Annotated in this window: 16 protein-coding genes; 6 read left to right on the forward strand and 10 right to left on the reverse strand. The window is 38.1% G+C overall.

Annotated elements, in window-relative coordinates; genetic code table 11:
* The first annotated feature begins 276 nt into the window (after nucleotides 1-276).
* Entirely contained in the window at nucleotides 277-423 is a 147-nt protein-coding gene (locus GH741_RS16305) for a hypothetical protein (protein ID WP_153737825.1), read from the forward strand.
* Between the two features lie 115 nt (nucleotides 424-538).
* On the opposite strand, the gene GH741_RS16310 is transcribed toward GH741_RS16305, so the two are convergent.
* Together GH741_RS16310 and GH741_RS16315 are read right to left on the reverse strand one after the other, a co-directional pair.
* A complete protein-coding gene (locus GH741_RS16310; protein WP_153738024.1) occupies nucleotides 539-2,212 on the reverse strand; it encodes a catalase in 1,674 nt (557 codons plus the stop codon).
* A 112-nt stretch (nucleotides 2,213-2,324) separates the two neighbouring features.
* A complete protein-coding gene (locus GH741_RS16315) occupies nucleotides 2,325-3,896 on the reverse strand; it encodes a bifunctional metallophosphatase/5'-nucleotidase (protein WP_153737826.1) in 1,572 nt (523 codons plus the stop codon).
* A gap of 135 nt (nucleotides 3,897-4,031) precedes the next feature.
* Between GH741_RS16315 and GH741_RS16320 the strand changes: the two genes are divergently transcribed.
* Nucleotides 4,032-4,778: a MurR/RpiR family transcriptional regulator gene (locus GH741_RS16320; RefSeq protein WP_153737827.1), complete on the forward strand. Its 747-nt coding sequence runs from the start codon at nucleotides 4,032-4,034 to the stop codon at nucleotides 4,776-4,778.
* A gap of 129 nt (nucleotides 4,779-4,907) precedes the next feature.
* Here GH741_RS16320 and GH741_RS16325 read toward each other — a convergent pair whose 3' ends face one another.
* The 4 genes from GH741_RS16325 to GH741_RS16340 form a co-directional block, all read right to left on the reverse strand.
* Nucleotides 4,908-5,051, reverse strand: a complete 144-nt coding sequence (locus GH741_RS16325) for a hypothetical protein (protein ID WP_153737828.1) — start codon at nucleotides 5,049-5,051, stop codon at nucleotides 4,908-4,910.
* A 612-nt stretch (nucleotides 5,052-5,663) separates the two neighbouring features.
* A complete protein-coding gene (locus GH741_RS16330; RefSeq protein ID WP_153737829.1) occupies nucleotides 5,664-7,109 on the reverse strand; it encodes a glycoside hydrolase family 1 protein in 1,446 nt (481 codons plus the stop codon).
* 212 nt (nucleotides 7,110-7,321) lie between these two features.
* The gene (locus GH741_RS16335; protein WP_153737830.1) at nucleotides 7,322-7,879 is read right to left on the reverse strand and encodes a nitroreductase family protein; all 558 of its coding nucleotides are present in this window, start codon (nucleotides 7,877-7,879) and stop codon (nucleotides 7,322-7,324) included.
* Between the two features lie 172 nt (nucleotides 7,880-8,051).
* Nucleotides 8,052-12,830 (reverse strand): 5'-nucleotidase C-terminal domain-containing protein, encoded by a 4,779-nt coding sequence (locus tag GH741_RS16340; protein ID WP_153737831.1) that lies wholly within the window; start codon nucleotides 12,828-12,830, stop codon nucleotides 8,052-8,054.
* Nucleotides 12,831-13,038: 208 nt separating this feature from the next.
* On the opposite strand from GH741_RS16340, the gene GH741_RS16345 reads away from it, so the two are divergent.
* Genes GH741_RS16345 through GH741_RS16360 form a run of 4 tightly spaced genes read left to right on the forward strand, consistent with a single transcriptional unit; the run spans nucleotide 13,039 to nucleotide 17,781 of the window.
* On the forward strand, nucleotides 13,039-14,226 hold the full coding sequence (locus tag GH741_RS16345; protein ID WP_153737832.1) for a galactokinase: 1,188 nt from the start codon (nucleotides 13,039-13,041) through the stop codon (nucleotides 14,224-14,226).
* The gene (gene galE / locus GH741_RS16350) at nucleotides 14,223-15,218 is read left to right on the forward strand and encodes a UDP-glucose 4-epimerase GalE (protein WP_153737833.1); all 996 of its coding nucleotides are present in this window, start codon (nucleotides 14,223-14,225) and stop codon (nucleotides 15,216-15,218) included. The genes GH741_RS16345 and galE overlap by 4 nt, the downstream gene beginning before the upstream one ends.
* Before the next feature lie 7 nt (nucleotides 15,219-15,225).
* Nucleotides 15,226-16,716, forward strand: coding sequence for a UDP-glucose--hexose-1-phosphate uridylyltransferase (gene galT, locus GH741_RS16355; protein WP_153737834.1), 1,491 nt, complete (start codon nucleotides 15,226-15,228; stop codon nucleotides 16,714-16,716).
* 15 nt (nucleotides 16,717-16,731) lie between these two features.
* Entirely contained in the window at nucleotides 16,732-17,781 is a 1,050-nt protein-coding gene (locus GH741_RS16360; RefSeq protein WP_153737835.1) for an aldose epimerase family protein, read from the forward strand.
* Between the two features lie 48 nt (nucleotides 17,782-17,829).
* On the opposite strand, the gene GH741_RS16365 is transcribed toward GH741_RS16360, so the two are convergent.
* From GH741_RS16365 to ade, 4 genes are all read right to left on the reverse strand, one after another.
* Entirely contained in the window at nucleotides 17,830-19,035 is a 1,206-nt protein-coding gene (locus tag GH741_RS16365; protein WP_153737836.1) for an ROK family transcriptional regulator, read from the reverse strand.
* Between the two features lie 138 nt (nucleotides 19,036-19,173).
* The gene (locus GH741_RS16370) at nucleotides 19,174-20,157 is read right to left on the reverse strand and encodes an aldo/keto reductase (protein ID WP_153737837.1); all 984 of its coding nucleotides are present in this window, start codon (nucleotides 20,155-20,157) and stop codon (nucleotides 19,174-19,176) included.
* 20 nt (nucleotides 20,158-20,177) lie between these two features.
* Nucleotides 20,178-21,032 carry an NAD-dependent epimerase/dehydratase family protein gene (locus tag GH741_RS16375; protein ID WP_153737838.1) on the reverse strand — a complete coding sequence of 285 codons (855 nt, stop codon included), beginning with the start codon at nucleotides 21,030-21,032 and terminating at the stop codon, nucleotides 20,178-20,180.
* A gap of 151 nt (nucleotides 21,033-21,183) precedes the next feature.
* Nucleotides 21,184-22,983, reverse strand: a complete 1,800-nt coding sequence (gene ade, locus GH741_RS16380; RefSeq protein WP_153737839.1) for an adenine deaminase — start codon at nucleotides 22,981-22,983, stop codon at nucleotides 21,184-21,186.
* Nucleotides 22,984-22,993 lie beyond the last annotated feature (10 nt).

A 22,993-nucleotide genomic window follows, 5' to 3' on the forward strand; every position in this document is an offset into this window, starting at 1 on the left:
GCTGTTCCCATAGGAGTCTACGTATTCTGCCTTTCACTGGTAGTGGCGTTCTGAATATTGAGGGAAAAATAATTAGTTGTATGTTAAGAGAGTTTCCCGATCTTCAAAACATAGTTATTTAAAAGCTTGGGTACTAAACTACACTAGTTTTGAGCTTATCTATCTCCATTTCTTTATTGTTTCGAATAAGATGATGATTGGAGCGTAGGGCAGTCGACTCCAGCGGGAAAAGCGACGGCTGAAAATCCCACAGGAAGTGGTTTTCTTCCGAGGAAGTTGAAGCGTTGCCCGCGGAAAGCGACTGCCCGGAGCGCAAATCAACTAGTAGCTAGGCTACGTCGCATTTTATATCAACTGCGAAGGTTAAAAGGCTACAAAACTTACGAAAACGGAGAAATAGCAGTGAGAATTACAGACAAATGACAACTGCTGATATATAGGTAAAAAATAAAGACCAAATCATTATTCGATTTGGTCTGCAATTGATATGTTATTTCGTATGTTTTTCTAAGCATACTGGAATTCCTTGTTCTTTAGTCTAATATGGTTCGGCGTCGTGTCCTTTATCTTGTGCTTCGCGAACTGCATCAGCAGCACCAGTGCTACCAATTGGTGACCCTCCATGCTTAGGGAGCTTGCCTTTTGTCGGTGCAATCTCTTCACTATGTTCGGTATTCATCGAGCCGTCATTGTTCATACCCATTTTCAAGCCTTCAGCAACTCGATGTCCATAATCCTCATCACATTCGGTGAACATGTCAACCATCTTTTGTTGAATTCTTGGATCACAGGGTTTTAATGTGTTGACTAGGTTAGTAATTAAATCATCACGTTCCCAGTCCTCATGCTGACGGTATGTTTCACCTGCTTGCTGAAAGTCATTCTTCTTTTCAATCGACTCTCGAGTCAAGTATCCCTCAACATATGGCTTGTAATAATCGCCTCTTTGGCTTGTTTCTTTTAAGCCATCTATTGTTGATGGTTCATAGTTAATATGAGGATTAGCTGTTTCTGGGCGATCAACTTTATACGACATTTGTCCGCCTTCTTGGTTGGTCGCAACATGTTTTTTCGCAGCATTTACCGGCAATTGCAAATAGTTAGCTCCCACTCGGTATCGCTGTGTATCGGAATAAGAGAAGGTACGTCCTTGCAACATTTTATCATCGGAAAAATCTAGTCCGTCCACTAGGACTCCTGTACCAAATGCCGCCTGCTCAATTTCATTAAAATAGTTCTCTGGGTTTTTATTTAACACCATTTTCCCAACCTTTAAGAACGGGAATTTATCGATAGGCCATAGCTTTGTGTCATCGAGTGGGTCAAAGTCTAATTCTGGGTGCTCTTTATCCTCCATGATTTGTACAGAAAGTTCCCACTCTGGATAGTTCCCTTCCTCAATTGCCTGATACAAGTCTTGAGTAGCATGACTGAAATTCTCTGCTTGTATTTTATTTGCTTCAGCCTGAGTTAAATTCTTAAGTCCTTGTTTTAATGGCTCCCAGTGGTATTTAACGATGACTGCTTCCCCATCTTTATTTACCCAGCGATATGTATTTACGCCTGAACCTTGCATTTGACGGTAGTTAGCTGGTATTCCCCAAGGAGAAAATAAAAAAGTAATCATATGCATCGCTTCGGGTGTATTACTGATAAAGTCAAAAATTCGTTCCCCATCTTGAATATTTGTTACTGGGTCTGGCTTAAATGCATGGATAAGATCCGGAAACTTGATGGCATCACGGATAAAGAAAATTTTTAAATTGTTTCCTACTAAATCCCAGTTTCCATCCTCCGTATAAAACTTAACTGCAAAACCGCGAGGATCTCTAGCTGTTTCTGGTGATGAGTTACCGTGAGTCACTGTAGAAAAACGAACCAGCACAGGAGTTTTTTTACCAGCACCCGAAAATACTTTAGCCCGTGTATATTTTTCTACTGGCTCATCTCCGACTTTGCCATATGTCTCAAAATACCCGTGAGCTCCAGCGCCTCGAGCGTGAACCACACGTTCCGGTACCCGTTCACGGTCAAAATGGGATATTTTTTCTAAAAACTCATAGTTCTCTAGTGTTGATGGGCCACGTTTACCAACAGTTCGAACGTTTTGGTTGTTCCTAATTGGATGACCTTGTCTATTGGTTAGTGTTGTTTCATTTTCATCCTCTGCAAAACGCTTATCATTTGCTCCACCCGGTCCATTTTCTTCCATTTCTTCATCCTTCATCAGAAAATCCCTCCTACAAATATAAATATACTTGTCTAATATTTGTCTAGGAGGGAATTCTATTCATTTTATGGAATATTTTGATATGAAGGATTAACTATTTTATTACTTTCCAATTATAATCACATGTCGCCTCGATTGTTTCCCTTTGCAAAATATAGTTTGCGATTAGCTCAGTCATATCAGTAGGAATATCCTTCACAACTGGTTTTTCCTGGTACATCCTAAAGTTACCGCCACCACCAGCACGATAATTATTCATGACCACGTCATAGTGTTGGTTGTAGTCGATTGGTTTTCCTTGATAATTAAAGTGTGTCACCCGCTCACCAATCGGATTAGATATGTTCAATTCATACTCAATCCCTTCCCACATATCGTAGTTATAGTGTTGGGGTTTAGGTTCGACAAAAGCAGGGTTCACATCAATTTCACCATCCACATTTATGATAAAGTAGGTTGCAGACTGTTCTAAAGCTAATTTGATATCCATGCCTGAAATACGAATAACCTTCAATGTATTTGGATAGATGTAATTGGAAACAATGTCACGCATAGTTACATTGGATTTAAACCCTGGTGAAGCATTATTAAATAATGATGTATTGGATATATCTACATTTGCTATATTCATCTGTACTTTATTAATGAATTCTATTAATGGATTATCCTGTAAACGAATGGAAAATGAATCAGTAATCGTCATATCTCCATTTATTTTTCCAATTGGCTTGTCTAGCCAAGCTTGGGTAGCATCCTCGTAATCCTTAATTAAATCTACTACCTCTTTATCTGCTTCGACTCTATCATCAATTTCTATTAATGAGGGAACTGCTTCTTTTACCGCCCAAGTCTTATCTCGTTTTTCTAATTCAATGTCTACTTGTCCTAATAATTGACCATTATTACTTGGTTGAATAATAGTTACTCCATTAAGCTTGTCCGCTATAGATCGGTGCTGATGCCCTGTCACTAGCACATCGATGCCGTCTATCTCCATACACATCTGATAACCCTGATTCTCACCAGTCAATTCTTCAGTGGGTTCACCAGAATGGATGTCTCGCTCGAATCCACCATGATACGAAACAATCAACAGATCAGGTTTTTCAATCTCATGAATTTGATTCACCCATTTTTTTGTCGTCTCGAAGGCATCATTGAATGATAAGTTTTCAATGTGCTTTGGGTCCTCCCAATTCGGAATATAGTGGGTTGTTATTCCAAGGATTGCTACTGAAATTTCATTAATATTATGTATTATATAAGGCTTTCCAAATGCTGGTTCCTCATCAGATTCGTTCACTGTAGTAGCTGAAAGCCAAGGGAATTCCGATTGATTTATAACCTCTTTTAAATATTCTTGTCCATAGTTAAATTCATGATTACCGAGAACAGATGCAACATAGCCCAAATGGTTAGCAACCTTGACCATTGGATTGGGCGTTTTTGATTGGTATTTTGCATGATAAAACGTTAAAGGGCTTCCTTGAATTAAATCACCGTTGTCTAGTAACAGTACATTTTCTTTTTTTCTTTTTCGTTTAATAAGCGTTGATAGTTTTGCTAGACCGAGGTTTCGATCAACATGATCGCTATAGTTTGTTGGGTTAATATATCCATGCACATCACTAGTTACTAATAATGAAATATGTTTGTTATCACTCATTGATAATTCCTCCTAATAAAAGCGCAATGTTATTGTACCATGTCCTTCTTATGAAGGTAAAAGTCATAAAACCATTTGGGGAAAAGCATTTATCATATTATAATAGAGATAACTACTTTTGAAATGAGGAACACCATGTTTACTAGTGAACAAATCTCAGGTTTTTCTGAACTTGAATATGAACTTTATAATTATATTATTCATAATGAAGATAAGATTATATACATGAGAATACGTGATTTGGCTGACGAAACACATGTTTCAACCACTACTATTCTTCGTTTTTGTAGAAAACTAGGTTGCGAAGGGTTTTCAGAATTTAAGGTGAAATTGAAGCTAAAGCTAAAAGAAAATACAAACTCTAACAAACTAGCTAGCACAAAAAGCTCTGCGACAGAATTTTTAGAACGGACACTTACTCATGACTATGATGAAAAGATTGATAAAATAGCTTCCGTTATCGCTATAGCTAAAAGCGTTGTATTTATTGGTGTTGGCAGTTCCGGGATCCTTGCAGAGTATGGGTCACGTTATTTTTCTGGATTAAAGAAATTCGCTTTGTATATTAAGGACCCCTTTCTTCCCATTCATGGTCAATACCTTAAGGATAGTATTACTATCGTATTATCTGTGTCGGGTGAAACTCCTACAACACTTAGAATTGTCAATCAGTTCAAGCAAGAAGGTAGTACTGTAGTAAGTATAACGAATCATTCTGATTGCTCATTAGCTAAAATATCTGACTACAATTTATCGTACTATATTTCAACTGAGTTCGTTGAAGATGTGAACTTAACATCACAGATTCCAGTTTTATACTTACTCGAGAGCCTTGCCAAAGCAACCTACACAGCTATGGAGGCAGCAAAAACTTATGAATAGGGTTTGATAGTATCAATCAGTAACTACTTATCATAAATAAAATCCCAGTTCTATTAAGGTTGTTTTCTAAAAAACTATTGTTTTAGAAAGAATATCGATAAACTACGGCGTAACCTTTTGATAATTTTTTCACCTTTCCATAATCGGCTGTTGACTTGCGCTCCGGGCAGTCGCTTTCCGCGGGCAACGCTTCAACTTCCTCGGAAGAATACCACTTCCTGCGGGATTTTCAGCCGTCGCTTTTCCCGCAGGAGTCGACTGCCTCCGCTCCAATCATCATATAAGCAGAGTTATTAACAGTACTAGCATTGTAAATACACTAAGACTCATAAAAAGGTAGAAACCTCTACGCAATGAATTTTTCAAATTAGTAAGTAGTGATATTTCATGATATTAAGCATTTTTTGGAGTTTCTCAATTAAACATAAAGCGACTCTAAGCTGCTGATAAACACTCCCTTTCAATTGGAGAAATGTCCGTGAAACTTACTGATTACGGGTTTTTACTATCGCTAATCAGAACACCGCTACCAGTGGAGGTAGAATACGTAGACTCCTCGAAAATAAAGTTCAATTTTCTTCGTGCGATGTATTGCTACGTAGCATTCCTTGTCCTGTGGGAACAGTGCGTTCCGAAGACCCCGGAAGAATCGTTCTTTGATTCTGAGGAGGCTGAGGTCGTGCCCACGGAAAGCGAAGTATTCTGCCGAAACGGTGTATAGTAGCAGACGATTTAAAACATAAGGTAGAAAGCAAACCAGAAGCAAAAGTTACGACGCAATTTATATCAACTGTGAAGATCCAATAGAAACATAAATTATGAAAAGAGCCTTCATTAAAATGACTGTTCCTACTTTACGGAACAGTCATCTTTAATTCACTAGATTTAATTTCTATCTACTAATCCATTGGCTTCAATTACATCTTTATACCAATAAAAGCTTTTCTTCTTAATTCTTCTTAAATCCTTTGGTCCATCTTCATCACGATTTACATAAACGAAGCCATATCGCTTTTGATATCCATTTAACCAGCTTAGTAGATCCGTATAAGACCATGTGCAATAACCCATTACCTCTACTCCGTCAGAAATAGCATTTTGGATTTCTTTTACATGGCTCTCAAGGAAATCAATACGGTAATCGTCGTTTACTACGTCACCTTCCTCTAATGTATCAAAAGCACCTAAGCCGTTTTCTGTTATTAAAACAGGCAACTGATAGCGATTTGCTATTCTTCTCAATGCTATTCGCAAACCCTTTGGATCAATTGTCCAATCCCAATCCGTTGTTTCTAGATATGGGTTTTTTACTGTTTTATATACCCCAGGTAATCCAGAATCCTTCGATGTACCTTTTTTACCGCTTGTATTCATCTTTGCAGCACCAACGCCACCTTCTAGCGGGTTATGCTCAAATGTGCCTGTTTGATAATAGTTAAGACCCATAAAATCAGGTTTAGCATTGGCAAGCAGATCCATATCACCAGCTTCGATTATGGGTGCTAGCCCATTTTTCTCTAAATAGTTCCAGGCAGATTTAGGATATGTACCCCATACATAGATATCCATCCACCAGTGACTGTTCATTTCTTCAGCATTTTCTGCTGCAATAACGTTATCTGGATTACTATCAAATGGATAAGCAGGCCCGTAAGCAAAGCTTGGTCCAACTTTTCCATCTGGAACCAATTTTCTAAATGATTGAATTACTCTAGCATTTGCTAGATTTGCAATATGATTTGCCTGATACATTCTCTTCAAATCTTTTACACCCGGAGGATGAATTGCATCACGGTAGCCTAAACCAACGAAAATATTTTGTTCATTTAATGTAATCCAGTACTTGACACGATCGCCATAGCGTTCAAATAGGATGGAACAATAGGTATCGAAATCATCAATAATTTCGCGTGATTCCCAAGCTCCATATGCATCCATTAACGCCTGCGGAACGTCCCAGTGGTAAACAGTAACAAGTGGGGTAATGTCATGCTTAATTAACTCATCAATTAGATCATCATAGAATTGTAAACCTGCTTCATTTACTTCCCCACGGCCTTCAGGCAAAATTCTACTCCAAGCGATGGAAAAACGATATGCCTTCAAACCCATCTCTGCCATCAGTGCTACGTCTTCTTTATACCGATTATAGTGATCTACGGCTACATCACCGTTTGTGTCTTTGTATGTAGTTCCTTCTAGTTTTGTATATACGTCCCAAACAGAAGGACCTTTTCCGTCTTGATCCCATGCACCTTCAATTTGATATGCCGCCGAGGCTGAACCCCATAAAAAATCTTTTGGAAATGGCGTTAGTTTCTTATGCTCCATCTAATTACCTCCTATTAAAAACAGTATCTTCTTACCTTTATAGTAAACGAATAACTATATAAATAAAAATAGATTTGTAAATATAGTACTTTATTTCCTAATATGATACTCGTTACATTTCAGGAACGCTGTGTTTCTAATAGAATCAGGCTACTATTTTAAAAATAGTAGCCTGATAGGATTTATAAAGAAACTATAGTGATGGACTTCTTTTAATTTAATTCTGTAATTCGATTCGCGGCTTCCACTCGAGGTCTTGCTTTTGGTACTTTAGCAGGATACCCCATTTGGAGCATGCCAACAACTCTCTCGCCTGGTTTTACACCGACTATGCTTCTAAATTCTGGATGAATGGTTATCGCACCAGTTTTCCAAATCATGCCGATTCCTTGTTCCCAAGCTAATAAGCTAAGGTTTTGAATAACACAGCTAGTTGCAGCATAGTCTTCTTCACGAAGCTTTTGGTTTGGATTTTCTTCCATTAACACCATTACGAGTAAAGGTACATCATTTATCTTTTTGTATGCCTTTTCCCCGCCCGCTTTTTTCTCTTCTAATGTGTTACCTGTCTCTCCTATTTTTCTATTTACCTCTGCAACTCTTTTTTTAGTTTCCCCATGGACAAATACAAAGCGCCAAGGCTCAGTCATTTTATGATTCGGGACCCATATGGCAGCTTCTAGCATTTCTTTTACCTCTTCAACAGGAACTGCGCGATCCTCATATAATTGGATAGATCGTCTTTCTTGGATTAATCGGGATAAATTCATATCTCTACTCTCCTTACTATTTATAGATGGATTACAAATGAGAATGATTTTCAATTAAGTATAATACCTTTTTTCTTTTCCTGTCAACCGCGCTCTAATAATACTATGATGTAAATTATTAAAAATAACCCTTTCCTCATTTTGCAGGAAAGGGTTATTTGAAAATAAGTGATTAAACTGTTTTTCTTCTGTGATAAATAACGAACATCATACCTGCAAATATAAGCATTACACCAACTAGTAAAATATTAAAAGTATTTGTCGAAGTACCAGGTAGTTCTTCATCAGAATCACTATCTTCATCTTCTGATGAACCATCGCCTTTATCTGACTCATCCGAATTATCTTCCTCAGGCTCAGGTTCTGGAGTTTCATTTGAATCATCCCCTGGTTTTTCTTCATCCGGTTTGTCATCATCTTGAGCAATTTCAAATACTGCAAATTTACTAAAGTGACTTGTTTGAGCAGTTACAAATCCACCTTCATAAGTTCCGCCAATAGACTCCCACTCACCAGTTGCTTCATTAAAATAGCGAACTTCTAATCTACTGTCGTCTGAAACTTTGGAAGCATCTACTAGAAATTTTAATGTTACAGGTTCAGTAAACTCGTGTATTTCACCATTATTAATCGTGAAATCAAACACTTTGGTCACTGCACCTTCAGAACCCTCTACATCTGTTACTACTTCAACTTTAATAGAGACAGCTCCTGAAGGGAGAATGTTAGATGGAATAGAAACGGTTGTTTCACTGTTTTTAATCGTAAGTGTAATTCCTTTAGCTTTTAGTTTTTCCACTTGTCCGCTATCCAGATCTAAATCAACTTCCAACCCATCTCCTACATCAACCACTAGTTCTCCTTGATCCTTAACTTGATCAATACTGTTTGTGTCAATTTTTGCTTTGCCGTTTGTTACTTGTGGTTTTACTGTAATTTGTTCTTCTTGTTCAGATGGTTCGTCTTCAATGTGTTCAACAATGTCGTCAGCTTGTGTAGGTTTTAATTGGTATTCTCCGTTAAATACACTAGAAATACCCGTGATATCCACCACATCACCATCTGTAAAAGTAAAGTCTGAGAATGCTAATCCAGTACGGTTATCAACACGTACGAGGACACTATCATCACCTTGTGTTGCTATGAATTCAAATGTACCATAATCATTCACTTCTTCAAGACTAGAAATAGTAGCACCTTTAACAACGACTAGTTGTCCTTGGTTGGTATCATCAATTTCTGCCGGTGACAGATCTAATGCTGTAGGAAAATCAGAATTTCCTGTAATTTCTAATTCAGAAACGTCTGATAATTGGAACTCGCCATTATAGCTTGCAGCTTTAGCGGTTAATTTAACCGAATCTCCAACAGAAACACTGTCATCACCAAACACATACGTTCCTCCAGTGTCATCCTGAAGATAAAATCCATTACTACCCCAAGCCCCTGGTGTTGTTGTAACAATTCCCTCAACAGTTACTTTAGTACCCATTTCTGCGGCTCGTGCTTCAGCAATTGTTACTTCACCTAAATCTTCTTCTGAATCATCTTCTATCTCTACAATTCGACCTTCTGGACCGTAATCAATTGGATTATTTTCAGTACTTTCTAAACTCTTTACAAAATCTACAAAAGAATCTAAATCCATTGGACCCATTATTTCATTCTGACCAAGATCTTTAATTGGTCCTTCAGAAGTACCCATATAATTATTGACTGTTAATGTATAGGTTGTTGTATCTTCTTCAATCAGAGTACCATCCATAAACATGATATCGATCACTTCATTTGTTGTCGAATCCCATGTGTATTTCATCCCACTAACACTATAATCAGGGCCATACTGAGCAGATATTTGTTCATTTAAAATGGTGTATAGATCTGCACCTGTTACTTCAAACTCCATCAGTGTATTACCAAATGGCATGATGTTGTACAAGTTACCCCATGTAACTTCGCCTTCTAATAATTGATCTCTAATTCCTCCACCATTCATCATTGCGAAGTCACTACCCATGGAATATAACATTGCGTCGGCAATTAAGTTACCTAAACCATGGTCGCCATCACCTGTATAACTACCTGTCATGGTATTAGCGTTATATCCTAATACTTCATTCATCTTATCTGCAATTAGAGCTGCATACTTTTCCAAAATGTTAGTTACCGCTGGATCTGGTCCCATGACACTTTGATCAACAAATACAATTTCAGCTTCTTTGTTAACAATATCTCCAGTTGTACGGTCAATTTGGATATCCACATCTGCAAAAGCTTTTCCATATTCAGATGCCTGAACAATTAATTTGTTATCTACTACTGCATCCACAACTTGGTGATTATGTGCAGCAAAGATAATATCAACTGCATCATCGACACTGTTGGCTAGGTTTGCTGAATCACCAGTAGCGGAAGCACCACTTTGATCAGCAGGCATATGAGCTAAGACAACAATTGCCTCCACACCATCAGCTTTTAATTCAGAAACAGCTTTATTTACTGCTGCAGCTTCGTCAGTAAATTCAATGTCTTCTATTCCAGCTGGCATTACCATACTTGCTGATGCCTGTGTATTGACTCCGATAAAGCCTATTTTCTCTCCATCCACTTCTGCAACAGCATATGGTGGTAAAATCGTTTCACCTGAATCTTTATACACGCAATTAGCACACAAGTTAGCAAAATCTATGCCGTCATAATCAGCAGTTCCTAAACCTTCTGGGTGTTCTCCTCCATTTACCATGCGGAGTAATTCATCAGTACCTTCATCAAATTCATGATTACCAACTGTACCAAAATCAAAACCGATTTCTTCCATAATTTCTACAGTAGGTTCATCTTGGTATAAGCCCGATACTGGTGAGCTTCCACCAATCATATCACCTGCATGGACAATTAATGTATTCGGGTTTTCTTGTGCACGGTCCTTGATGAATGCTGACGTATAATCCATACGCCCAAACATTCCATCATCCGTACCATCGTCATCGATATCTAACTCGTATTCTTGATCAATTTTTCCATGGAGGTCGTTCATGCTTAACAATTGTAGCTCTAAAACATCTTCAGATGGAGGATCTACAGGATCTGATCCTACTGCGGTATATCCTTGCGCTTCTGCTTCTTCTGCACTTGCAAAGAAAATGCGTTTATCTACAGACACATCCTCCCATTCCAAAGGCTGGACATATTCTTTTGTATCAGAATTTCCTACATACCTATGAAAGTCTCCACCTTCAAGAATTGCACGGTATTCAAACGGAAGTTCAATCAATGGGTCTGCAGGATCCCAAATACCTAGTTCATTATCTAGCGCTAGTCTTGTAGCCGATTGATATAATTCATATTCAGCTTCATCCCCGACCGGCCAAATGAAATAAGAAACTGCATAACCTTTTTCAACCATTTCTAGATTCGTATTAATACCATCTTTATTAATTACTTGCGCCAATAATCTTCCATAGGCATCTGTTGGTTCTTCACCAACCTTAAGTGTTACTTCGTCGCCTTCTTGTAATAAAGTTTTCAAATAAGCGGAAGCAGCTTCACCGTGCTGGTCTTGATTATCACCATGAGCTCCGTTTGCCGAGCCCATATCCGTTTCTGGTGTATCGATATTGACAAAGCGAACACGATCTGCACCAAGTACTGGTGAATTTAAACGAATTGTATCCCCATCGGTTACATACATAACAGTTGATGTATATTCACCAGCAGCAGTTGGTGCTTCAGGCTGCTCATCAGCTAATTTAATATCAGCATCTTTTCTTGGAATTAGTTGATAAGAATTGTATTGACTTAAAATAGCCGTTACATCGTACCAACCTACCTCTAATGCCGTTAAATCTAATGTTCCTTCTATTACTCGTAATGTTGTGCCTTGGAAATTTGCATCAACAAATGAAATATTATAACCACCACCAGCAGGGCTATCTGGAATATTAGAAATGTACCCCGATACTTTTACCAGTTGTCCTTCTAGTGGTTCAGCAACACTTGCATCCTGCAAGTCTGCAATCGATATTTCTACAGGTTCCGGTAAAGCATTATCCTTACTTATTACTTCTAAGTCTTCTGAACTAGATGGCACAATTTCAGTAAGGTCATTATATACTGTAATTTTTCCAGTAACCTTTACTTTGTCCCCTTCTTCTAGCTCTGTGAAAATAGAAGCGTCAAAGTTAAATAGGTTAATACCAGCTGTATCATCTTGTATATAATTTGAAAGCTGACTAGTATGTAAATTACCAGATAGCACTAGCCCTTCAACAGTTACTGTTTGTCCTTCTAGTGACCTAGCTTCCTCGATTGTATATAAATCTTTTGGTTCCGTTGGTTCTTCTGTTGTATCCTTAAGGTGTGAACCTAAATGACTAAAGTCATCTTGCGCGAAACCCGTCCATTCTACTGAAGGGTCAAAAACATCACTTGGATTTGTGTCTCCAGCTAGAATTGATGTATTACGTACCAAGGTGGAATTCGCCGTGCTAACATCGGATCCCCAAGCACTACCTGGGTCCACTCCAACTTGTCCAAATGAATCAACAACACTATCATTATTTTTCAACACGATAGCGTCATCCCCGTTGAAATTAATAACAGAGCCTGTTTCATCCGTGACTGCCATAATATCAGCACTAGCTCGGGAATTTGCTAACACATATACCTCACCGCTAGCTAGAGTTCCCGATAATGTCATCGTACTATTCGGTGAACTTCCGCCATTAGTGTAAAGCTCAAGGCTATAAGTCGATAAATCTACTTCATTACCAGTCCCATTGTAAATTTCAATAGCCTTGTTGTATGAGCTCCCCTCAATATACTCCGATATAAACAAATCTTGGGATGTTTCTGCATTAACAGTGATTGCCAGTGTGCTAGAAAAGTTTGCTAGAATTAGTACAGCAATCAAAAAAACACTAATAAACTTTCTTTCGACAAAATTCCTCATTTGCTACCCCCTTGGTATATTTTCTTGTTCAAAGCCCATTTTAACACATAAAAACCGAATAATATTAAGTTATTGTTAAGTTATCTTACGGTTTTAGTAAAGATAGTACTTGTTTCCTAGACCCGATTTATTTATTGAGTTTTGCCTAATACTTTCGTATAATTAGTTTATAAATTAATTTAATTAAGTTTTGTTAGGAGGCTTTTAAATGAATACTGAAAAATTAATCTCCCAGTTTCAAACAACCTTCACGACAGACCAGTCCCCAAGAATCTTTTTTGCACCTGGACGGATCAATCTAATCGGTGAGCATACTGATTATAATGGTGGCCATGTTTTTCCTGCATCGATATCCTTTGGTACTTATGCCCTAGCATCTAAGCGAAGTGACAACAAATTACGTTTTTATTCAATAAACTTCCCAGAGAATGGTGTGATTGAGTGCGACTTATCTAATCTTAAATTCGATGATGGACATTACTGGGCAAACTATCCAAAGGGAATGTTTTATAACTTTTTAAAAGATGGATTCGATATACAAACAGGGGCTGACATACTTTACTATGGAAACATACCAAATGGTGCAGGTCTCTCATCCTCAGCTTCTATCGAGATAGCAACAGGTGTGTTAATTGAGAATTTGTATAAGCTAGACATAGATAGGATTCAAATGATACAGCTTGGACAATCGGTTGAAAACCATTATATTGGAGTAAATAGTGGAATCATGGATCAGTTTGCTATTGGAAAAGGTAAAAAAGATCACGCTATTTTACTCGATTGCCAGACCTTAAACTATTATTATGCGCCAATTCAACTAGATAGACATGTTATTATTATCATAAATACAAACAAACGCAGAGAGCTATCCGGTTCAAAGTATAATGAAAGACGAGCAGAGTGCGAACGAGCTTTAGGGGATTTACAAACCGAGCTTTCTATACAAAGCTTAGGGGATTTAACCGAGGAACAATTTGAAGATTCTAAACACCTAATCAAAAATGAGATTGACCGAAAAAGAGCTAAGCATGCGGTCTATGAGAACCAGCGAACACTACAAGCACTTGAACAGTTAAAACAAGGTAATTTAGAGCGATTTGGCTTATTAATGAACCAATCACATTTGTCCTTGCAGGATGATTATCAAGTGACTGGGATAGAGCTAGACACCATAGTAGAAGCTGCTTGGAGTCAAGAAGGTGTCTTAGGCGCGCGCATGACGGGAGCTGGATTTGGCGGTTGTGCAATAGCGATAGTACCTAAGGATTCTGTTGATTCATTTAAAAAAAATGTTAACCAAACATATAAGAATAAAATTGGCTATGAAGCTACTTTCTATGTTGCAACCATTGGTGATGGTGCAAAAGAAATATTTAAAAAGGAGTGTTACGAATGAGTGTATTAGTACTAGGTGGAGCAGGATACATTGGCTCTCATGCTGTATACCAGTTAATAGATCAAAAGCAAGAGGTTGTCGTGATTGATAATTTACAAACTGGACATCGTGGTGCGGTTCATCCAAAGGCGACTTTTTACCCAGGTGACATAAGGGATATCAATTTTTTGAGAGATGTTTTTGAAAACGAGTCGATTGATTCTGTGCTCCATTTTGCAGCCAATTCACTAGTTGGCGAGTCTATGGAGGACCCAATCAAGTATTTCGACAATAACGTTTACGGAACCCAAGTGCTTTTGCAAGCAATGAAAGAATTCAATGTGAAAAAGATTGTTTTCTCATCAACTGCCGCTACTTATGGGGAGCCAGATACTATTCCCATTACAGAGAATGAAAAAACCGCACCGACAAGTACCTATGGCGAAACAAAATTAACCATGGAAAAACTAATGAAGTGGTGCGAGGTTGCTCATGGCATCAAGTATGTATCTTTACGTTATTTCAACGTTGCTGGTGCGCGGAGTAATGGGGAAATTGGCGAAGACCATCAACCAGAATCACACCTCATTCCAATAGTACTTCAGGTTGCTCTAGGCCAACGTGAGCATATAACTATTTATGGAGAAGACTACAATACTGATGACGGAACTTGTATTCGCGACTACATTCATGTTGAGGATTTAATTGATGCCCATCTTCTAGCATTGGACTACCTCGATAATGGTGGAAATAGTGATGTGTTTAACCTTGGTAGTAGCCTAGGATTCTCAGTAAAGGAAATTATCGACACCGCACGGAAAGTTACCGGAAAAACCATATCCGCCAAAGTAGGGGAACGTCGGGCCGGAGATCCTAGTACTCTAATTGCTTCGTCAGACAAAGCGAAAAAGGTATTAGGCTGGAGCCCTAACAAAACTTCAATTGATAAAATTCTTGAAGACGCATGGAACTGGCATCAGGGGCATCCAGCAGGTTATGGGAAGGAAGTGTAATCTAATTATGTCTATTTTTCTGCAGGTTGCTCAACTAGTAGAAAAAGGAGTAGAAGCTCAATTAATAGAACGAGAAGATACTATCTATATTAGAAATCAGTTACTCGGACTCCTAAACTTGAAAGGCTTTGAAGAGGTTACAATCGTTGCAACAGAGAAATCTATCCCCGATTTATTGGAGGACATTGTTAGCTATGCAATTACAGAAGAGGTTATCGAGGATGTACTAGATGATAAAGAAATTCTCTCAGCTAAGCTTATGGACTGTTTCCTATCAAAGCCGTCAGAGGTAAATCAAACCTTTTATTCTAAGTACGAGGATTCTCCGGAACAAGCAACTAATTATTTCTATAATTTAAGTAAAAGTAGCAACTATATTCAAATGAATCGCATTAAGAAAAATATACACTATAAAACCGAATCACCTTATGGATCGTTAGACATTACCATCAATTTATCGAAGCCTGAGAAGGATCCTGAACAATTGAAGCGTGAACGAGCGATGAAACAAAAAATCACTTATCCTAAGTGCCTTTTATGTATTGAAAATGAAGGTTATGTTGGGCGTACTGGACACCCAGCTCGTTCTAACCACAGAATTATTAATGTGCCATTGGAAGGAGAAGATTGGTTCCTTCAATATTCTCCTTATGTTTACTACAATGAACATTGTATACTTTTATGTGCAGATCATCGAGAAATGAAAATAAACAAAGGAACTTTCCAACGGTTAACTGCCTTTGTGGAAAAGTTCCCACATTACTTTGTTGGTTCTAATGCTGATCTACCGATTGTTGGTGGCTCAATATTAAGCCATGATCATTATCAAGGTGGACACTATACTTTCGCAATGACCGATGCCAAGGAAGAATTTTTCTTTAAAATTAATCAATTTGACGATGTTGATGCTTCCATTGTTAACTGGCCATTATCTGTTATTAGACTAAGAGCTAAAGATAGAAACAAGTTAATTGATGCTGCTACGCATATTTTAGACAAATGGAGAGGTTACAGTGATACAAAAGTAGAAATACAAGCGTTTACTGATGACACACCACATAATACCATTACACCTATCGCTAGAGTACGTGATGGCTTGTTCGAATTAGATCTCGTATTACGAAATAACCGAACCACTGAAGAACACCCACTAGGGATTTTTCACCCACATCAGGACGTCCATCATATCAAGAAAGAGAACATTGGCTTAATTGAAGTAATGGGACTTGCCGTCTTACCCGATCGTCTCAAATATGAATTAGAAGAAATACGCAGATTTTTGTTAGATAATACAAATCATGTTACGGATTACCACGAAAACTGGGCCCAAGAAATAAAGGAAAAATATAGTACCACCGTTGATCCTAAGAGTGTTGATCGTATTTTGGAAGATGAATTGGGTAAAAAATTCACTAAAGTATTAGAGGATTCTGGTGTTTTCAAAACGAATAAAGAAGGTAGAGCTGCATTCGAAAAGTTCATTACAGCCCTTAACTAGGAAGGAGTATTATTTATGAAAATAAACACTAAAAAAATAACGGTACCTAATCAAGAATGGAAGCTATTTACTTTAGTTAATGACAACGGCATGGAGGTTAGTTTTCTTAACTATGGTGGCGCTATTACTAAGATACTAGTACCAAACCGCGACAACACCTTTGAAAACGTTGTCTTAGGATACAAGGAATATGAGGATTATATCGAAAATCCAGTCTTTTTAGGAGCACTAATTGGTAGAGTAGCTGGTAGAATTCAAGGATCTCAATTCGTCTTGGACGGGACTACCTACACACTACCTGCTAATAATGGGGAAAACCATCTACACGGAGGTCCTACCGGTTTTCACTCAGTCGCTTGGGAATCAGATGCTTTCGAAACCGAAAACGAAGTAGGGGTTAACTTATCTCATACTAGTAACGATGGTGATGGAGGTTATCCAGGAAATTTAACTATGAAAGTAACCTATACATTAGATAATAGTAACAATTTCTCAATCACCTATGAAGGAAGCTCGGATCAAAAGACAGTTTTAACAGCGACGAACCATTCCTACTTTAACTTAAGCGGGAATCTAAAAGAAAATATTCTAGAACATGAAGTGACACTAGACAGTAGTTCTTTTGTTGAGTTGGATGAAGATTTAATTCCAACAGGGAAAGAGATTGCAGTGGAAGGTACTTCTTTTGACTTTAGAAACGGCCAACGGATCAAAGTTGGAGCAGAATCAAATAATCCACAGAACAAAGTAGCAAGTAATGGCTATGATCAGAACTTTATTTTTGATGACAACAAAAAAGAAAAAGCAATTGTAAGGGATTATACTAGTGGCAGAGAATTAGTTGTAACAACCGACCAACCAGGTGTTGTACTTTATAGCTCAAATAGTATGGACGAAAGCCTTAACTTAGTTGAAGGAAGCTCTAGAAAATATTTGGGTTTATGCTTAGAAACCCAGTCTTCTCCCGCTTCTTTAAACCATGAAGGCTTTCCTGGAATTGTTTTAGATAAAGGCGAAAAATATCAATCCAAAACAACATTTTCGTTTAATTTAATAAATAAATAAAATTAAAAGATGGATAGGTCAGAAGAGCCTATCCATCTTTTAATTCAATTACCTAATTGTGACAGGTTGAAAAAGTTCGACTAATAATAAGGCAACTGCACCAATCGCGGTTGAGTTTTCTCCTAAATCGGTTAGGACAACCTCTGTTTGTTTTGCTGTAGTGGTAAGTACCCGCTCTTCAATCGCGGATTTTATTGGATCTAAAATAAATGAACCGGCCTTTGCTACTCCACCTCCAACGACAATTTTCGTTGGATTAAATACATGGATTAGATTAGTTAGACCTACACCAATAAAAGTTCCTGTCTCTTCAAGTATTCGTTTAGCCAAAGCATCACCCTTTTGTGCTGCTTGAAAGACTAATTCACCTGTTAGTTCGTGACCATCTGCAATCATTTCTGTTAATAAGCTTTTATTTGTTGTAATAGCGAGGCGTGCTTTTTCTACCATTGCCGGTCCAGAAGCAACAGTTTGTAGACACCCACGGTTACCGCATTGGCATTTTTTGCCGTTCATATCTAGAGTCATATGGCCTATTTCACCGGCTATACCATGCTCACCATGGTAAAGTTTCCCGTCAATTATCATTCCAGCACCGATACCTCGTCCAATGTTAATGGCAAGCATGCTACCTATCGAGTCATTTTGTCCAAACCACGCTTCCGCTAAGGCATAAGCTCTAGCATCATTTTCAACCTTGACGACCAAATCAAACGCCTCTTCCAATTCTTGTCTAATTGGAATGTCTTGTAAGTTTAAATTGGTTGCAAACAATGATGTTCCCGACTTCACTTCTACTACTCCGTGCATAGCCACACCTATACCAATGATTTTTTCTTTTAAATAATAAAACTCATCCATAAGTTCTGTTATTGCACCCTTTAATATACCTAGAAACTGCTCATTTGATGATACATTTCCTATTAAACTAGTGGATTTGCTTAAGATATTACCAGTCAAATCAGAAAGTATAACTTCTATATTACTTGGTCCGGCATCAACACCAACAATATAGAATTCACTATTGTTAATCACCAGCATTGTAGGCTTTCTACCGCCTTGGGAAACACCTAAATTGCTTTCTTTAACAATACCTTGCTCAATAAGCTCTTTTATAATAGTACCGACCGTGGGAGGGGTTAATTTCGTGTCCTTAGCAATTTGCGCTCTCGAAATTGGCCCATTTGTGCGAACTTTATTTAAAATAATAGATTTATTTAGTGACTTCATCCATTGGAAGCTGCCTCTTTGCATAAACAAACCCTCCACCGAAAAACTTTTACTCTATTATAACACATTATAAAATTAATTTATTAACTCTATAGGTAGCACCTTAAGACAAAAAAGGTAATCAACCTGTTTAGTTGATTACCCTTTTCTTCTTGCAAAAATTTAATATGGTCCACGAATATGTGAATGGATTTCATTTTGATAAAAATCTGCTAATTTCTTCATTTCATCGTTACTATAGTCTTTAACATCCACAGCACCTAAGTTATCTTCCACTTGTTTAACCGTCTTAAAGCCAGGGATTACAGAAGAAATGGCATCATGTTCTAAAATCCATTTTAATGCTGCTTTCGTCATGTTGCCTCTACCTTCAGCTATCCACTTTAATTGATTACTCAATTCTACACCTTTTGAAAACTCAATTCCTCCAAAAGTTTCACCAACGTTAAATGCTTCACCATTACGATTAAACTTTCGATGATCATCTGATTCAAATTGATGGTCTGTTGTAAATTTACCAGTAAGTAAGCCGCTTGCTAATGGTACTCGCGCTAGAATTCCTACTCCTTGTTCTTTCGCTTTAGGAAACAGTTCTTCCAAAGGCTTTTGACGGAAGATATTAAATATTACTTGTAGCGTACTGACATCTGGCTGCTCTAAACAAAACAGACCTTCTTCCACGGTTTCAACACTCACACCGTAATTGCGAATCTTCCCTTGTTGTTTTAATTTATCTAATACTTGAAAGACACTTCCCTCTTTTAGAATCTCTAGCGGAGGACAATGGATTTGAAATAAATCTAAGGAATCACGTTCTAGACGCTTTAGACTCGCTTCACAATAATCCGTTACTGCTTTCTCAGAGTATGTGTTCAGGTCGTGAATATCCCCAGCACGGCAAAACTTAGTAGCAACATGGATTTTATCTTCTTTTCCTTTTGTTGCTTTTGCCAGTAATTCTTCACTGTGTCCACCACCGTAAACATCAGCTGTATCAAAAAAATTAACACCAGCATCCATCGCTTTTTCTAAGCCCTTTAACGCCTCTTCATCACTCGTTTTTCCCCATGAGCCGCCAATAGCCCATGTACCAAAACTTAACTCACTTACTTCCATACCAGTCTTTCCTAATGGACGGTATTTCATATTAACACAACCTTTTTGCTTTATTTATCTACCTTTACGTAATCTCTCCAATTATGCACTGGCTTCCAGCCCAAAACCCTTTTAGCTTTTTCACTGCTAAATAATGTGTCGTAGCCTGTTATGTCTTCCCGGAAATCAGTTACATTTGGGTAAATCTGTGCCATTAAATCTCGGCTTTCTATATCCATACTAGAATTATCTGCACCAACATTTAATGCAACAACTCCTAAATCATCTTTTTCGACAGATAAACGATAGGCTGATGCAGCATCTCTAGCATCTATGTAGCTCCACATGATTGTTTTTCTTTCCTCTGGATTATGAATAAATCCCGGGAAATTTTTATACATATGCGGTGCGATTACGTTACCGATACGCAAAGATACCACTTGCATTCCAGTTCTATTATGGATCATTTCTGCAGTCTGTTCATTTACAATTTTAGACAGACCATAGCTATCCTCCGGCAATCTCGGATGGTCTTCATCGACAGGTACATACTGTGGTGTTAAACCCTTCTTCGAGAACACGACTCCATAGGAAGATTCGCTTGATGTAATTACCGCCTTCTTTATTCCTAAAGTTCCAGCGGCTTCTAATATATTATAAGTTGATACAGCATTAGTGCTAAACGTTACGTCACTTGGAAACATATATGCTCTTGGTATAGCAGCCAAATGGACGACAGCATCAGCTCCAGCTAGAACATCATATACTTCACCTAAGTTTGTCAGGTCTGCTAAGATTGTTTCGCAAAGTGGATTTTCAGGTAACTTTTGATCGACATTTAACACATCATATCCGTGATTTAAAAACTCCTCAATTACAGACGGTCCTAACAAACCACTTCCACCAGTAATAACTACCTTTTTCATCTATTTCACTCTCCTCGATTTTGTTTGCGCTTTCACATACTATTATACAGCCTATTAAGTGCTATTTGAATTAAAATGACTCAGGATAAACATAATTCTCCTCTTAGATGTGCCACAAATTTTTGTGAAACTCGAAGACTCTTTAGGTCATCTATTTATCTACATCATCTATTTCGACGCCGATTAGTTTAAATTTTGTTACATCGACAATACCACGATTAGAGATGCGACTATCCGGTATAACTGGTAAAGCAATCAGAGAAAAAGTCATGAAAGGAGCATTTAGTGGACAACCAATTTGATACCATGCCTTCTCCAATGCATTAACTTCCTCAACAACGACCTCTAATGGTTGATCTGACATCAAGCCAGCAATCGGCATTTTCACGTGGGCCAGTACTTTACCGTTTTCAACAACAGTCATCCCACCACCTGATTGAACCAATGTATTCGTAGCAACCGCCATGTCTTGTGGATTTGTCCCCATGACTAATAGGTTATGACTATCATGGGCTACCGTTGAAGCTACCGCACCTTTGTTTAATTTAAACCCACTTACAAACCCCAAGGATATTTGGCCCGAGGCGTGGTGCCTATCAATGCACGCTAGTTGAAGAACATCATGTTCTAGGTTAGGTTGTATTAATCCACCCAATACCGACAGTTCTGTTTCAATTCTTTCTGTTCTTGCACTGTTTTCAATAACCTTTATCGTATTTACTTTTGTTGTAGATCCTGCATTCTTTGATTTCATCAGAAAATCATCAACCAACAGTTTTCTACCCAGATTCATAGAATTTTTTACATGGTCCGGGTAATTAAATTCCGGAAACTCAGTGACTAGCTTATTATTGTCAACAACAACATCACCGTCAGTAATAACCATTGAAGGTTCGACTTGCTTCAGGTCATCAATCAACAAAATATCTGCGCATCTCCCTGGTGAAATACTACCCAAATCGCCTTCTTTCCTAAAATAACGCGCAACATTTATGGTTGCCATTTGGATCGCAGTTACTGGATCTACCCCCTCTTCAATCGCTCGGCGAACAACATGATTCAAGTGACCCTTTTCCACAAGTGTTTGCGGATAAACGTCGTCAGTAACTAATAATATATTACCTGTATGGACATGGTCCTCAGTAACAATCTTAATTACCTCTTTTACATCATGCCACGCAGACCCTTCCCGAATCATTACATGCATACCTAGACGTAGCTTTTCCAACCCTTGCTCCCTTGTTATTGTTTCATGACAAGAACTTACCCCAGACGCAATATACGCTTGGAGCATACGATCGCTTCCATCAGGGAAATGTCCAGTAACAGTCTTATCCACCTTAATTGTTTCTTCAATTTCACCAAGCATTTTTTCATCTCCATAAATCACTCCAGGAAAATTCATAACTTCACCCAAACCTACGACATTTTCCCATGTTAGGCCTTCTTTTATATCCTCGACATTCAATTGTGCACCTGCATCTTCTAAGTCCTCTGCTGAAGGAACACAGGACGGAAAGGTTGTAAAGACTTTTAACGGTAATTGCCGACCTTCCTCATGCATCAAGCGAACACCTTCTACTCCAATAACATTTGCTATTTCATGAGGGTCCATAAATATACCTGTTGTACCTTTGGCAAGAGCAGCTTTAGCAAACTCAGTAACCGAAAGCATCGAGCTTTCCACATGCATATGCCCATCCAAGAATCCCGGCGTAATATACCTTCCATTAGCATTGATTATTTTTGTCTCAGGGCCTACAGTGTGATCAACGTTTCCAACATATGCAATTCTTCCATTACTAACAGCAACATCATAGTTATTTAGTATCTCTCCTGAAATAACGTTTACTAGTCTTCCGTTTTTAATAACTAAGTCTGCCTTTGTTTCGCCTAATGCTACCTTTGCAAGCAGTCTGCTTACTTCATAAAGTCTTTTGCTATCTGCCATATAAGATTGC

This window comes from Aquibacillus halophilus (assembly GCF_009649745.1).
Taxonomy (GTDB): Bacteria; Bacillota; Bacilli; order Bacillales; family Amphibacillaceae; genus Aquibacillus; species Aquibacillus halophilus.